Origin of the sequence: Dialister succinatiphilus (genome assembly GCF_928721695.1) — a bacterium.
GTDB lineage: Bacteria > Bacillota > Negativicutes > Veillonellales > Dialisteraceae > Dialister > Dialister succinatiphilus.
Genome location: NZ_OV788641.1, coordinates 2,334,580 through 2,349,406, shown reverse-complemented (window position 1 = coordinate 2,349,406; position 14,827 = coordinate 2,334,580). Strand labels below are relative to the sequence as shown.

Sequence of the window (14,827 nt, the reverse complement as noted above, 5' to 3'; positions counted from 1 at the left end):
TAAAAGGCCTCCTTTCATAGAACAAAGGGAAATACTACGTCCCTGTTTTCATTCTATGGCAGGAAGCCATATATTAATATATTTATTAAAAGAATTTAGGAGTATTTCAGCTGGCATGTACACCAATAGTTCAAGAAGTTACCTAAAAATGGCAAGCGGTACACCTCGGCGGACAAACGGTACACCTTGGCGGACAGGCGGTACACCTACTGCGGAATACTCAAAAAAATAAAATTTTTTATTTTCCATGTTCACATACAAGCGATTTTTTCTATTATATAAGTAGAAGGGACAAGTTTATAAGGCAATTCTGAAAGCAGGCACTTTCCTGCCAATCCTAGGCCCGGCAGGAGAGGGTATTTCGGACACGCGGGGATCCCCTTGTTTCCTTCCATCCAATTTGGCCAAAAAGGATAAAAGATATGAACTACACAATGAACCCAGGACTCTAAATCAGCTCCACATATGCAGAAATGACGGGAGACTCGTGTATGGCGCGCGCCGTCGTACTTCGGTACAGCAGCGGCCGTAGACCATGCAGACACCGAACTCATTGGGCATCATGCTGATTTTGAGATACCGGGTCTTTTGTGCTGCCAAGTATTTTATTGAATTTTTATAACTATAGCGGACCTTAGAGATATAGAGAAATAGCTGCATAGAGGGAAAAGGACCGTTTTGTCCGGCATGGCCGGGGAAAGTGTCCAGGTACAATGAAGGAGGAATTTACAGAAGAACTGGTGCGCCGCGCCAAAGATGGAGATATGGCGGCAAAGGGAATGTTATGTCAGCAGTTTAAGGATTCGATTTATAGGATGGCTCATACGACTTACAAAACGCTGGATGCAGAGGATGTGGCCCAAGAATTATGGCTCTGCTTTTTCGAGGAGCTGGCAAAGTATGATTTCAAAGCAGGCGTACCTTTCTCTGCTTATATCAGGACCAGACTGAAATGGCGGGCGGTGGGATGCTGCCGGATTCATGAAAAGAAATTGTCTGCAGAAAGAACGGCTGACGGCATCCCGGACAGCAGGGGAAATGATGGTATGAATGATATGAATGAAGAAGATCTTCATGAGTTCATCAGCCGTTTCCCTCTTACAGAGATGCAGAAAACTATGCTGGAGAAACGTCTTTCCGGCATGACATGGGAAGAGATAGCGGCAGAGAGAAAAGTTTCCCGCTGCGGAATCTATGGATATATGCGGCGTATCAGAAAAATTTTTATGGCCAGCCGGGATTTTAAAGAAATTTTTGCTGCATGACGTTCACATAAAACCGATTTTTTCTATTTATATAGTAGAGGGTGAAATGAACGGAACATCCCAGGGCCCGGGATGGAAAATCCGAAGTGCCCTGGAAGGAGGAATGTGAATGAAGACACTGCAGCTTGTGTTTGCGGCAGGATCCAATGCCACTTCTACTCTCACCATTGCCAATCCGAAAGACGGGCTGACTCTGGATGAAGTGAAAGCGGCTGTGGCAAAGATCCAGCCCATCATGGTGACCCGCTCCGGCGCGGCGCTTACCGGCTTTAAGAAAGCAGTCATCGTGAGCACCACGGAAGAGGAATTGGTGTGAGTCATGTGAGGAGGGAGAGGGGTGAGGCAATAGAGGGGGAGTAGCTAGTAGCTAGTAGCTTGTAGCTAGGAACTAGGAACTAGCCACTAGGAACTAGCCACCAGCTACTGCGTCGTCAGGCGCCCCCCAGCCACTAGCCACCAGTCACCAGATCAATCCCACCAATGACTCTACCCAAATCACAACCTATGAATTAGAAAACAAGAAAGGAGGTAACCTATGGCTGTTGCAAAGGAACTTACGGACCTGAAACTCCAGATTCGTGTAGCAGATGGCACTACATCTGCAGGAGCAGCAAAAATCAAAAGCCTGAGCTATTCCAATATCAAACTGGATGCCACTGACCAGGAGCTGATGGATGCAGGTAAGGCGATTGTGGGTATGACCAATTACCCGCTGGCTGGAATCCGCTGCGTACTGACTAATGATATGAGTGATAACGGTTAAGGAGGTGATCCGAAAGGGCTGTGAAGAAATGCTTATCCATTCTTCACAGCTCCTTTTTCTATGATTTTTTTGATGCGAATCGGCTCTTCGCCCATGCGTCATCTCGAGCGGGGGTACGCGCCGGTATGGTTACAAATGTATTCCTTGTCTGTTATGACTTAGAGTCGAGAGATCTCCGGCCACCATGATGCGTGTACCATTGGGAGATAAGATTTCCACAGTCCGCTCCTACCGCCGAAAGGGCATTGCTTTCGCAGGATGTCAGATGACAGGAAACATTTATGAAACAACAAAAATTAATATGTAACAGTTGGTAACATTTCTACTATTTTAATTGTTGCTAAAAAGCAAAAGAAGTGTAGACTTTTATTGAACTATTATGGAAATTGTATATTTGTTGTTATAAATTTTTTATTTAACAAGACGACTAAATAAATCTTGCATATTATAAATATACCCGTTATACTAAATATATGCGTAATGTGTCCTCAGAACTGAGGGAATCCGGTCCCTGCCACGAGCCGGAATCAGCTGCAATGTGGGGATTCATAAGTGACGCATATCAGTCCAAAATTAACTTTTCATATGATGCATGTAAATTGCTTTCTGCTGTCAGACAGAAGCGGCTGTTTACATGCTCGGTCTGTGATAAATTATCGAAGGCCGGGCTAACCATGCCCGGCCTTTTTCTTGTGTCTTTTTCGATTATTCCCTGGTTTATTTCAGGACAGTACTGATTCTGCTGCAACTCTCCCTGTTATAGGGGCTGTATCTTTACCGGCACTGCCCTTTGTAACTGATATTTCATCAGAAAAGGAGATGGTCTATGCAAAGTTCAAGTCATTTTCAGTTCATCCTGACAAGAGCAATTTATTGCGGAAAAGTTAAGAATCGTGGCAAATTCGGACTGTTTCTGCTTCTCCTTCTTTCAGCTGTCTGCGGGACTTTCCTGTGGGGGGAAAGGAAAGGGGGACAGATAATAGACTGAATACACCATAGATGAAAATCTGAAAAAAGAAGGCCTGGCAGGTGGTGGCTGGGAGCGCCTAACGGCGCAGTGGCTAGTATCTAGTATCTGGTTGCTGGTGGCTAGTAGCTAGTGGCTGGTGGCTAGTTACCAGCTACCAGCTACCAGCCACTAAATACCAGCCACCAGCCACTGGCCGCTGGCCGCTGGCCAATTTCTTATATCTCTATTTCCTGTTTTATTTCTCAATGATTCCTGTATTACAACAGAAAGGTTATCACCATGGAAAGATCCTATCAAATTGCCTTAGCTTCGAACCGTAAAGTGAGAATTTGGGAAAACCGGTCTATGACCTGGCATGAGCTGGTGGAGCGGATGAGCCGCCCTGTGAGGACGGGGGAAACGGCGGCGGAGTACCGGCAGATGCCGAGGGCCCGGCAGGCGGATGTGAAGGATGTTGGCGGATTTGTAGGCGGGGCGCTGAAGGACGGGCTTCGGAAGAAGAGCCATGTGCTTTTAAGATCCCTTCTGACCCTTGATATGGACTACGGGTATCCCGGTGTTGTGGAGGATGTATTAGGAAAACTTTCCTGTACCTGTTTCCTTTATTCTACCCATAAGAGCAGTCCTGAGAAGCCAAGGCTTCGTCTGGTGATTCCTCTTTTGAGGGATGTGAGCGCTGCGGAATATGGAGCCATTTCGCGGAAGGTGGCCGAGAAACTGGGCATGGAGCTTTTTGATCCAACCACCTTTGAGCCGGAGCGTCTCATGTACTGGGGATCCGTTTCAAAGGACGGGGAGTATGTGGCGGAAGGGCAGGAAAGGGAGCTGCTGGATCCGGATCACGTGCTTTCAGAGTACAAAGATTGGACGGACCTTTCTTCATGGCCATCGGCGGATGGAAAGGCAGTGGTGGCGACGGTGGCGAAGGCAGAGGACCCATATGGGAAGAGGGGACTGGTAGGCGCGTTCTGCCGTGCCTGGCCCATGGACGATGTGATCCGTACATTTCTTTCAGACCTTTATGAGCCCTCTGTCATTCCCGGGCGCTATGACTATAAGCCCGCCGATTCGTCGGCGGGGCTGGTGGTGTATGATGGGAAATTTATGTATTCCTTCCACGCCACGGATCCTTTCTCGGGAAGGCTGCTGAATGCCTTTGACGCTGTGCGGCTGGCCCGTTTCGGGCATCTCGATGCAGATACCGATGCCGGCACTCAGGTGGACCGTCTGCCGTCGTACAGGGCCATGATCGACTTTGCTAAAAAGGATGAGCGGGTAAGGGAAGAGATTTTGAAAGAGAAGGCCCGGGAAGCGGAAGAGGATTTCAAGGTGCCTGTGCCCATAGCAGCGAAAGCAGGGACAGTGAAGAGCCTTACGGCAAGGCTGAAATTCCGGTCTGACGGCACCGTGGACAACTGCCTTACCAATTTTCTGACCATTCTTCGCATGGATGAGAAGCTGTGGCCCATTTCCTACAACCTTCTGACGGACTCCGTAGACGTGAGAGGCTCCCTTCCATGGCCCCGGATCAAACCGGGCTGGTCGGACAATGACATGGCCCAGCTCAATTCCTATATTTCCAGCCATTATGGCATTTACGCGCCTATGAAATCCAAAGACGCCCTCATTACCGTGGCCAGCGAGCGCCAGTTCCATCCCATCAGGGAATTTTTCGCATCCCTGCCGACCTGGGATGGAGTAAAGCGGGTGGAAACGCTGCTGGTGGACTATCTGGGCGCAGAGGACAGCGAATACACAAGGGCGGTTACAAAGAAAACTCTGGCCGCCGCCGTGGCAAGGGTGTATGAGCCGGGGGTGAAATTTGACTCCGTCCTGATCATCAACGGGAGCCAGGGGATCGGTAAATCCACCCTCTTTTCCCGCCTCGGGGGACAATGGTTTTCCGACAGCCTCACTCTGACGGATATGAGGGACAAGGCCGCGGCGGAAAAGCTGCAGGGCTATTTTATCCTTGAACTGGGAGAACTGGCGGGCATGAAAAAAGCGGATATTGAAACGGTGAAATCCTTTATTTCCAGAAGGGATGACAAGTACCGGGCCAGCTACGGCATTACCGTGGAAAGCCATCCAAGGCAGTGCGTCATCGTGGGCACCACCAACGCTGAAAACGGCTTTTTGCGTGACGTCACAGGAAACCGGCGCTTCTGGCCCGTGGCGGTCAGCGGAATGACCATGAAAAAGCCCTGGCATTTGACGATGAATGAAATCTGCCAGATCTGGGCCGAGGCCATGACCATATGGAAAGCCGGGGAACCGCTGTACCTTGAAAATGAACTCCTTTCCGCTGCCCGGAAACAGCAACAGGCCGCCATGGAAACAGACGACAGGGAAGGACTGGTCAAAAAATATCTGGAAACCAAACTGCCCAGAAAATGGGACACCATGGATTTAACAGAAAGGAGGCTTTACCTTTCCGGCGCAGAAGGCCTGCCGGAAGAACCGGGCGCCGTCATGAGGGATACCGTCACCCATATGGAAATCTACGCGGAATGCTTCGGGCTCGATCCTGCCCGTATGAAGAAACAGGACAGCTACGACATTTCTTCCATCATGAGCAAAATGGAGGGATGGAAGAAAGCAGCCAGCAAGAAGTGCACACCCTATGGACGGCAGAGGTTTTATGAGAAAGAATAGAAAACTGATTGTCTACTGAGTGAGGTGGAACAAGACGACATATATTCTTGTTCCAGCTTGTTCCAACTCGTTCCAGCTTGTTCCACAGGAACAGATTTTCACCTATGTGATTTTATGAAGTTGTTCCAGCTTGTCCCATCTTGTTCCACCGCTTGTTCCACCGGATTTCTCAGTCACCATCGTGTAAAACAGGCCAATGGAACAAGTGGAACAAGATATTACCTATAGAGATATACAAGAGAAAAGAGGGGTGTAAATGGCATATGTACGATATATATACACGCGCGCGAGGAGCTTGTTCCATGGGCCGGTGCTGTTAAGAGTCATGCCCTTGTGCTTTCATCCTCCATAAGGATCTTCTCTTCACGCTGATAAAGATAGTACGAAAGGAGCCGATATGGATCACATTGAAAAACTGATTGATTTATACCCTTTGAAAACCGTAAGCACGGTGCTGCTGATTTTCCTCATGGATGCAAGAACAGTCCTCTTCCTCTGTTTTGCCCTGCTGGTGGTGATTGACTGCCTCACAAGATGGACGGCCATCAGCTTCAAAAGCCTGGCGGAAAGGAACGGAAAAGCGACGCTGGCGGCAGCTCTCTGGGGCATACCCGCAGCCAGGAGGAAAGGGCTGATACGGAGTTTCGACATGAGAAAGGGGATGGATAAACTTCTTCTCTACCTTCTCTGCACACTGGCCGCCTCATCCTGCGATATGATTTTCGGTGTCCTTGGCACACCGGCCTGGATGACCAGTTTCATCGTAGGTTACATGAGCGTAACGGAAATCCTGTCCATTATTGAAAATTTGTCAGAAGCGGGAGTGGGGAGCATGGAGAAGCTTGCTCAGCAGGTAAAGAAGAGGCTGTAAGGGAGCGCCGGAGGCGGGACCGGGATCGAGATCGGGGCCGGGGGCGCCTGACGGCGGGATTGGGATCGGGATCGGGATCGAGATCGGGGTGGGTCCTTCGGCCCCGGTCACGGCCTCGGTCCCAGCGCCTTATGGCGCGATCGGGATTGGGGTCGAGATCGGGATTGTGGGCGACTGCGGCGTGGGTTCCTCGGTCCCGGCCGCCAATGAATCAAATGGTATAGCGTCACAAATGACTCCATTCCCGAACTCGGTCCCGGCCTCGGTCCCTACCGGCAATGAAACAAACGGTATAGCGTCACTCATGACACAATCCCCGATGACTCCATCCCCGGCCTATAAACCAATACTTTCGTATTTTTTTATCAGCCCCATAAGCATTCTGGAAACTTTATCCTCCAACTTTAGTACCGGAGTGATATTTTCTCTTGTCAAGTAACCCAGGTCAACGCAGGTGATTAACTGGGCTTCTAGTTCGTAAATGGAGCCGCGGGCAATGTACAGGAAATGGACTCTGTCCTTTACTGTCTTTCTTCCGTATCCTTCTGCAATGTTAAAGGTAATGGAAGTGACTGCTCTTCGCATTTGCGAAGATAGGGCGTAAATTTCACTCTTTGGCAGTTTAGCTATGACTGCTTTATAAGTCAGTATGTTCAGCTGTCTTGAAAGTTTGAAAACGTCTAAATCGTGATAACTACCCATGGGAAGCCTCCTTGTTAATCACAGTAAAGAACGGTTTCTGATTGACGATTTGTAACTGGTTATATTATAGCATGGGAAGCGCCTGATGGCGCGGGCGGGATGCGCCTGACGGCGGGATCGGGATCGAGATCGGGATCGGGATGCGCCTGACGGCGCGATGGGGATCGAGATCGGGATGCGCCTAACGGCGGGATCGCGATCGGGGTCGTGATCGGGTTCGGGGTGGGTTCCTCGGTCCCTACCGAGAATGAAACAAACGGGATGCTATCCCCGATGACACAATAATCGGTCCCGACCTCGGTCCCGGTCCCTATCGAGAATGAAACAAACGGGATGCTATCCCCGATGACACAATCCCCGGTCCCGACCTCGGTCCCGATCATCCTATCCGGTGACAGTAGGGTAATTTACAACGAAAGGAAGCAATATGACAACAGGCATCGATGTATCAGAGCACAATGGAGAAATCGACTGGAAGAAAGTTGCGGAAGAGGGCATAGGTTTTGCCATCATCCGGGCAGGCTATGGAAGCGCATATCTTGACAGCCGGTTTTATGAGAACGTGAATGGAGCCCATGACGCGGGACTGAAACTGGGGGTGTACCACTTCGGTTATGCCCGCCATGGGGGAGAGCTGGAGGTGGAAAGGGATTTCCTTCTCTCTATCCTGAAAGACTGCGGTCTGACACCAGACCTCCTTCCTCTGGGGGTCTTCTGGGATGTGGAAGAAGATTCTTATCGGGGAAGGGAGTTTCCAAGGCCGGGGGTGATTAACCGGATGTGCCACGCCTTCTGTGAAGGAACGGCGGCTGCGGGCTATCGAGCAGGCATCTACGCCAGCGCCAGCTGGCTTCAAAGCTACATCAAAGCGGCGGAATTTGCCGGACATACACTCTGGGCCGCCCAGTGGTGGAAGGAATGCACCGTAAAGGAAGCGGGAATCTGGCAGTTTACGGACCATCTGGAAGTGGCAGGGCAGATCTTTGACGGAAACAGGATCCTGGAGAAGACGGATGGTGATGAATGATGAAACACTATGCCGCCGCCTTCTGCCTCTTCTTCTTACTTTTCTTCTGGGCTTTGCCGGTGGATGCGGCCTCACCATTTTCCTCGGAGAAAACGTACCGGATCACGGAAACAGAGCTTTCCAGGCTGGAATCGGACTTGGACAGAGCCTTGCTGGAGAACGAGAAACAGAAAGAACAGTCAGAGAGGCTCAGGATACAGCTGAAAAACTTGGAGAGTCAATCGGAAGAGAGGAAGAAAGCCTTAGAGACGGTAAGGAAATCCTTCGAAGAGTACGCCAGAGAGGAGCAGAAAAAACGGGAGAGCCTTAGAAGGGAAAGAAATGGGGCCCTGGGACTGGTGGGGCTGATGGTAGTGGCATTGGCAGCTCGCGCCTGATGGCGCGGCCGGGATCGGGATCGGGATGCGCCTGATGGCGCGGTCGGGATCGAGATCGGGATTGGGGCGCCTGCGGCGCGGGTCTTTCGGTCCCGGTCCCGGCCCCGGTCATCCCCTCCAGTGACACAAATGTAAACCATATCGAAAGGAGAAGAAACAACATGCAAGACATCATAGACCAGCTTGCAGTCATCCGCGTGCAGCTTGACGAGCTGGAAAAGGAAATCCGCCAAATGATGACACAAAAAGAGGAAGAAAAGCCGCCAGTCACCATGGCGGATGTGCGAGGGCTCATGGCAGAGAAATGGAACCTGGGGAAAAGGAGCGAGGTGAGATCCCTTCTGGCAGAGTATGGAGCCCAAAAGCTGACGGAAGTATCGCCGAAGCACTATGAAGAACTGGCAGAAAAGATAGAAGCATTATGACGAAAAGGAGCACACATGAAAGACTTGAGGAAAGTGGTGACAGGACCGAAAACAAGATTTTCCTATGCCAACGTATGGGAACCCAGAAAATTCAAGGGAGACAGGGCAAGATACTCCATCTGCCTCATCATTCCCAAAGAAGACGGAGAGACCCTTTCCAAAGTGGAAAAGGCCATAGCCGAAGCCTACCGGCAGGGACAGGAAAAACTGACAGTCAATGGAAAGACAGCGGCCCTTTCCAGCCTTACCCTCCCGCTTCGTGACGGCGATATGGATAAAAGGGAAGATTCCGTTTACCACCATGCCTACTACATCAACGCCAGAAGCGATATGCCGCCGGGCATAGTAGACAAAAACCTGAACCGCATTACCGAAAAATCCGGCTTCTACTCCGGCTGCTACGGCAGGGCCTCCATTCACTTCTATGCCTTCAGCTACGATGGTAAAATGGGCATCGCCTGCGGGCTGAACAATCTGCAGAAACTGGCAGACGGACCGGCGCTGGGAAACTGGAGTACGCCGGAAGAAGATTTTGGAGATGAGATTTTTGGGTGAGAATGGTGGCTGGGACGCCCTGTGGGCGCGGTCGGGATCGGGATCGGGATCGGGATCGGGATCGAGGTCGGGATCGGGATCGGGACCGGTGCTTGCCGGTATTCCCGTAGGGGCCTGCGCCTGCGGCGCAGAGGGGCGTATGGCATCCATCGGGCCTGTCGGCCCTCGGTGCCAAGGGTTGTATAGAAGGGTTGCACCCCACAGGGGAAACGACTCACTATGATTTGTGCGTCGCTAGCGCTCCTTCAAATCATGTTCGCTGTGCATCGCTTCGCTCAGGGGAAAGGCCTCGGTAGGCGCCTTTTAAAAAGAAGGGGCGCCATTATGATAAAACCTTTACAACCGCCCTTACGGGCGAAAGAAAACAGGCAAACCGCCCTTCCGGCGATGGAAATGCACCCCTATCCCCGCCTGCGGCGGTACTTCCCCCGAAGGGGGAAGTCTGCTCTCCGCTTTCTTTAGTGCTAACTTAAGTAGCTCATTGTATAGCGCCGCTAGAACTTCCCCCTCCGGGGGAAGTGGTGGCGCCAGCCACCGATAGGGGTGCATTTCCACGAGCGAAGCGAGGTTTTGCGGTTTTCCATTCTGCGAAGCAGAATCATAAAACTTCATCGCCCGCAGGGCGATACCACAACCCTCGGCCCGAAGGGCCGTCAAACTTAAGAACCCTTGGGCCGAAGGCCCGTCAACCCTATTCCAGCCACTTACGCACTATGATTACTCAAAAGAAAAGGTACTCACATGACACTCACAATCGACATCGAAACCTATAGTCCCATAGACCTTGCCCGCTGTGGGGTATACAAGTATGCGGAGCACCCGGATTTCTCCATTCTCCTCTTTGGTTACGCCGTGGATGATGGGGAAGTGAAGGTGGTGGATCTGGCAAAGGGGGAGCGCATCCCCGAGGAGATTCTTTTAGCCCTTACGGATCCCCTTGTGACGAAGTGGGCCTTCAACGCCGCCTTTGAAAGAGTCTGCCTGTCCAGGTATCTTCGGGAACACTGTCTGTCCCATTTCCTTTCCTACGGAAAGCAAAGAGACACGGTGGGAAAGTATCTGGATCCCCTGGGCTGGAAGTGTTCACAGGTCCTTGCCTCATCTCTGGGATTTCCGCTCTCCCTGAAGGATCTGGGCGAGGCGCTGGGGCTTTCAGAGAAGAAGATGGACGAGGGGAGCCGCCTCATAGGGCTCTTCTCCCTGCTCGGGCCGGAAGGGAGAAGGAAGCCGGAAGACTATCCGGAAGAATGGGAGCTTTTCAAGACATACAATGCCCGGGACGTGGAAGTGGAAATAGAAGTCCGCAGAGCCTTTTCCCCTTTCCGGACGCCTGCGGCGCTTTGGGATGAGTACCATGAGGACCAGCGGATCAATGACCGGGGCATCCCCGTGGACATTCCCTTTGTCCATGCCGCCATGGCCATGGGAGACAGGGCGCAGATGGAACTTCTGGGACGGCTGAAACACCTGACTGGCCTTTTGAATCCCAAATCCCCCTGCCAGATGAAAGCATGGCTTTCAGCCAAGGGCCAGAAAGCGGACTCCCTCACGAAAAAGGAAACGGCAAAGCTCCTTGCTTCTTCTACAGGCGCAGTCAAAGAGGCCCTCATGCTCTATGGACAGGTGCAGAAATCATCCCTTGCCAAGTACGGCGCCATGATTGACACAGTCTGTGATGACGGAAGGGCAAGGGGCATGTTCCGCTTCTACGGCGCCGCCAGAAGCGGCCGCTGGGCGGGAAGACATATCCAGCTCCAGAACCTTCCTCAGAACCATCTGGAAGATCTCCTGCTGGCCCGCTCCCTGGTGATGGAGGGGGACTATGAGAAAATGGATTTCCTCTACGGCTCTGTTCCCGATACCCTGTCCCAGCTCATCCGCACCGCCTTTGTGGCAAGAAAGGGCTATACCTTCATTGTGTCCGATTTCTCATCCATCGAAGCCAGGGTACTTTCCTACATGGCCCGGGAAAAATGGCGTATGGACGTATTCGCCGGAAATCTGGATATCTACGCCCAGTCGGCGTCAAAAATGTTCAGTAAACCCGTAGTCAAAGGAGGGATCAACAGCGACCTCCGGCAGAAAGGGAAAATCGCCGAACTGGCTTTAGGCTACGGCGGGGGAGAAGGAGCCCTCATGGCCATGGGCGCCCTGGACATGGGACTGACAAAGGAAGAACTGCCAAACCTTGTGAAATCCTGGCGCCATGCCAATCCCCACATCGTCTCCTACTGGTGGCAGGTGGACAGAGCCGTGAGAGAAGCCATAGAGCAGCTTCGGATCACCAGAGTGGGGGCCCTTACCTTCTACATGAAAAAAGGCACCCTCTTCATCGCCCTCCCCTCAGGGCGCCGCCTTGCCTATCCCGGCGCCGCCCTGAAAGGAAGCGCCTACGGAAAAACAGCTATCACCTACATGGGCCTTGACACCAAAAGAAAATGGAACCGCATCGAATCCTACGGCCCTAAATTTGTGGAAAACATCATCCAGGCCATCTCCAGGGACATACTGGCCTACGCCATGCATAACCTCAGGGATTACTTCATCTGCGGCCATGTCCATGACGAAGTGATCGTGGAATGCAGGGAGGGGACTCCGGTGGAAGAAATCACAGGAATCATGGAAAGAACACCGGACTGGATGCCGGGACTGCTGCTGAGGGCCGATGGGTATGAGACGAGGTGGTATCGGAAGATGTGACACTTACTATGACCTGCTGGAGAGTCATGGGAGGGATTGGAAGCTAGTGGCTGGTGGCTAGTGGCTGGGGGCTGGAGAGCGCCTGACGGCGCGGGATCGAGGATCGAGGATCGGGGGGATGTCAAGAATTTTGTGTTTTTAGATTAACCAATCGTATTTAGCGATTAGTTTGCTCATACGTTCGTCAATCAATAATTGGTTCATAACAGCCTGCCAGTTAAAGACCTTTCCTTTGCCCTTCCATTTGGTGTTCTTGAGCTCAAGGACACGGAGGTAGAGAAGCTTCAGGATGGCCTCGTCATTGGCAAAAGAGCCCTTACGGGTTACCTTTCTGAAACTGGAATTGATGCTTTCTATGGCATTGGTAGTGTACATGACTCTCCGTACATTAGAGCCGTAGTTAAACAGCTGTTCCACGTGCTGGAAGTTGTTTTCCCAGACCGCTATAGCCCCAGGATAGGCTGCCCATTTTCCCTTGAACTTTTCAAACAATCTGCGAGCTTCTGCTACATTGGTAGCCTTGTAGATTTCTTTCAGTTCTTTCAAGAACTCTCTGGATTTGTTCCAGGGAATATACCGCATGGAATTACGGATCAGATGGACAATGCAGCGTTGCACCACTGTGCCAGGGAAGATGGCAGCAGCGCCTTCTTCAAGGCCGCTGACACCATCCATGGAGATGAAACCAATGTCCTGTACTCCCCGGTTCTTGATTTCATCGAAAATCTGCATCCAGGTATGCTTACCTTCCGTTTCGTTGATCCAGATACCAAGGATATCCTTCTCACCATTGATGTCATACCCAAGGATGACGTAGACAGCCTTTTGTTTCAGGGCTCTGTCAGTCTTCATGGGAACATACAGACAGTCGATGAAGAGAAAGGTATAAAAAGGAAACAGTGGGCGATTCTGCCACGCATATACTTCGTCCAGGATCCGGTCCGTAATATGGGCAATCTGTTCATGGGAGATGGAGAAACCGTAGATTTCTTCAATGGTCGAAGAGATGTCTCTCTGGCTCATTCCACGGCCATACATGGCAAGAACTTTCCCTTCGATAGAGGAAACATCACGCTGGTATTTTTGGATTAACTGGGGTTCAAAAGTACCTTCCCGATCACGAGGGACTTGGATGGGTACCGTTCCCATGGAGGTCTTCAGGTTCTTCCTGGAATACCCATTTCTCGTATTCTTGGAATCCTCAGGGGTGCTGCCGTTCTTGGGATAGCCTAAGTGGTTATCCAATTCACCCTTAAGAGCTGCTTCAAACAATGGTCCAAAGACACTCTTTAAGGCGGACTGCATCTCTTCGACAGTGGTCGGTTTGTAGGTTTCGTAGATTTCCTGCGCAATTTTTTCGCCAGGGGTAGGGGTACGCTTTGCCATGGTAGTAACTCCTTTTCCTCTTTCTCCCCTTAAGTATGAGGTATGAAAATATTTTGAGCAAGATTCATTTACACAAAATATTTTACACTACCGAGGATCGGGGATCGAAGATCGAGGGGCACCTGACGGCGCAGCAGCTGGTGGCTAGTGGCTGGTTCCTTGTTCCTAGCTACAAGCTACTAGCAACTAGCTACTTGCACACCCGCCCTCCAACGTCATCCTGAGCGAAGCGAAGGATCGTCGGTCGACCAATTAAAAGGAAGGCCCTTTTATGGGCAGGCTAAGGGCCAACTTTGGCCGACTCGCGCATTCTATGCAGAATACGCGCAGTAAGAATGATAAGTGAGTGAAATGCCGATAAATACCACTCAGCGGGGCGGCGCGGTCAGGAGCGTGCCTGACGGTGCGGCAGCTGGTGGCTGGGGGGCGCCTAATGGCGCGGTCGGGAGCGGGAGCGGGATCGAAGATCGAGGAGCGGTAGAGACGGCATTTTGCAAATGGAAAATTTTAAATGATGAAGTATAAATAATCAATGAAAGTGGCGTCCTGTAGGAATGTAGGGCGCCTTTTTTATTGGCTGCCGCTGGAAGCAGATGATACTCAATGAGCGAAACAAGCCAAATCTGTAGTCGTCAGTGGTCGTAGCAGCAGCGGAAAAATACATTGCGATACTTAGTGTAAAATTTTACTCGGTAGGGAAATTTTTCTAGAAACAATAAAAAAGGAAAGCCTCCCTTTGAGTGGAAATGTTATAATTTCTGTGCACAAATAAAACAAAGAAAGGGCTTTCCTCATGGATATTATAACAAAAACTGGAGAAATTTGGAGTGAAAATGCAATTGGTGCAGTCATTTCTCTCATTAAGGAATCTGATGACTCTATCGAGGCTGAAAGGAAGCTAACTCATTAGCGCGAAGAATTGAACTGTCAGCTTATAGCTATGGCTCTGAGATGCATACTAAGTAACTTAAATGGTGCAAAATAATTAATATGAAAGAAAAGGCGGCAGCTTCGCAGTTGCAACGGAGTACTTCGCCGGAAAAACTTTATTTTATAAAAAGAAAGATTTCACTTCAGGTATCAGGTATTATTAGGGAAGAGTATATTGATAAAGAACAAAGTGCATTGTGG

12 protein-coding genes and 1 pseudogene are annotated in these 14,827 nt (G+C 50.8%); 11 read left to right on the top strand and 2 right to left on the bottom strand.

What is annotated here, in order from left to right:
• Positions 1-713: 713 nt before the first annotated feature.
• From NW747_RS09880 to NW747_RS09860, 5 genes are all read left to right on the top strand, one after another.
• A complete protein-coding gene (locus NW747_RS09880; protein ID WP_273187241.1) occupies positions 714-1,265 on the top strand; it encodes an RNA polymerase sigma factor in 552 nt (183 codons plus the stop codon).
• A 109-nt stretch (positions 1,266-1,374) separates the two neighbouring features.
• Positions 1,375-1,581, top strand: a complete 207-nt coding sequence (locus NW747_RS09875) for a DUF2922 domain-containing protein (RefSeq protein ID WP_273187239.1) — start codon at positions 1,375-1,377, stop codon at positions 1,579-1,581.
• Between the two features lie 219 nt (positions 1,582-1,800).
• A complete protein-coding gene (locus tag NW747_RS09870; protein WP_008859318.1) occupies positions 1,801-2,028 on the top strand; it encodes a DUF1659 domain-containing protein in 228 nt (75 codons plus the stop codon).
• A gap of 1,315 nt (positions 2,029-3,343) precedes the next feature.
• Positions 3,344-5,653 carry a virulence-associated E family protein gene (locus tag NW747_RS09865; protein ID WP_273187237.1) on the top strand — a complete coding sequence of 770 codons (2,310 nt, stop codon included), beginning with the start codon at positions 3,344-3,346 and terminating at the stop codon, positions 5,651-5,653.
• A 397-nt stretch (positions 5,654-6,050) separates the two neighbouring features.
• Positions 6,051-6,524 (top strand): phage holin family protein, encoded by a 474-nt coding sequence (locus tag NW747_RS09860; RefSeq protein ID WP_273187236.1) that lies wholly within the window; start codon positions 6,051-6,053, stop codon positions 6,522-6,524.
• A 336-nt stretch (positions 6,525-6,860) separates the two neighbouring features.
• Here NW747_RS09860 and NW747_RS09855 read toward each other — a convergent pair whose 3' ends face one another.
• Positions 6,861-7,226: a four helix bundle protein gene (locus NW747_RS09855; RefSeq protein WP_273187234.1), complete on the bottom strand. Its 366-nt coding sequence runs from the start codon at positions 7,224-7,226 to the stop codon at positions 6,861-6,863.
• Positions 7,227-7,653: 427 nt separating this feature from the next.
• Between NW747_RS09855 and NW747_RS09850 the strand changes: the two genes are divergently transcribed.
• The 5 genes from NW747_RS09850 (at position 7,654) to NW747_RS09830 (ending at position 12,310) form a co-directional block, all read left to right on the top strand.
• Entirely contained in the window at positions 7,654-8,253 is a 600-nt protein-coding gene (locus NW747_RS09850; RefSeq protein WP_273187233.1) for a GH25 family lysozyme, read from the top strand.
• The gene (locus NW747_RS09845) at positions 8,250-8,630 is read left to right on the top strand and encodes a hypothetical protein (RefSeq protein WP_273187232.1); all 381 of its coding nucleotides are present in this window, start codon (positions 8,250-8,252) and stop codon (positions 8,628-8,630) included. Before NW747_RS09850 ends, NW747_RS09845 begins: the two co-directional genes overlap by 4 nt.
• A gap of 161 nt (positions 8,631-8,791) precedes the next feature.
• On the top strand, positions 8,792-9,055 hold the full coding sequence (locus NW747_RS09840; RefSeq protein WP_273187230.1) for a hypothetical protein: 264 nt from the start codon (positions 8,792-8,794) through the stop codon (positions 9,053-9,055).
• Positions 9,056-9,070: 15 nt separating this feature from the next.
• Complete coding sequence (locus tag NW747_RS09835) at positions 9,071-9,610, top strand: DUF2815 family protein (protein ID WP_273187229.1); 540 nt, start codon at positions 9,071-9,073, stop codon at positions 9,608-9,610.
• Between the two features lie 741 nt (positions 9,611-10,351).
• Positions 10,352-12,310: a DNA polymerase gene (locus NW747_RS09830; RefSeq protein WP_273187228.1), complete on the top strand. Its 1,959-nt coding sequence runs from the start codon at positions 10,352-10,354 to the stop codon at positions 12,308-12,310.
• Positions 12,311-12,448: 138 nt separating this feature from the next.
• Here NW747_RS09830 and NW747_RS09825 read toward each other — a convergent pair whose 3' ends face one another.
• Positions 12,449-13,696, bottom strand: a complete 1,248-nt coding sequence (locus NW747_RS09825; protein ID WP_273186602.1) for an IS256 family transposase — start codon at positions 13,694-13,696, stop codon at positions 12,449-12,451.
• 793 nt (positions 13,697-14,489) lie between these two features.
• On the opposite strand from NW747_RS09825, the pseudogene NW747_RS10345 reads away from it, so the two are divergent.
• Positions 14,490-14,666: pseudogene (locus tag NW747_RS10345) on the top strand (ISLre2-like element ISDsu1 family transposase); the annotation flags it as partial.
• Between the last annotated feature and the right edge of the window lie 161 nt (positions 14,667-14,827).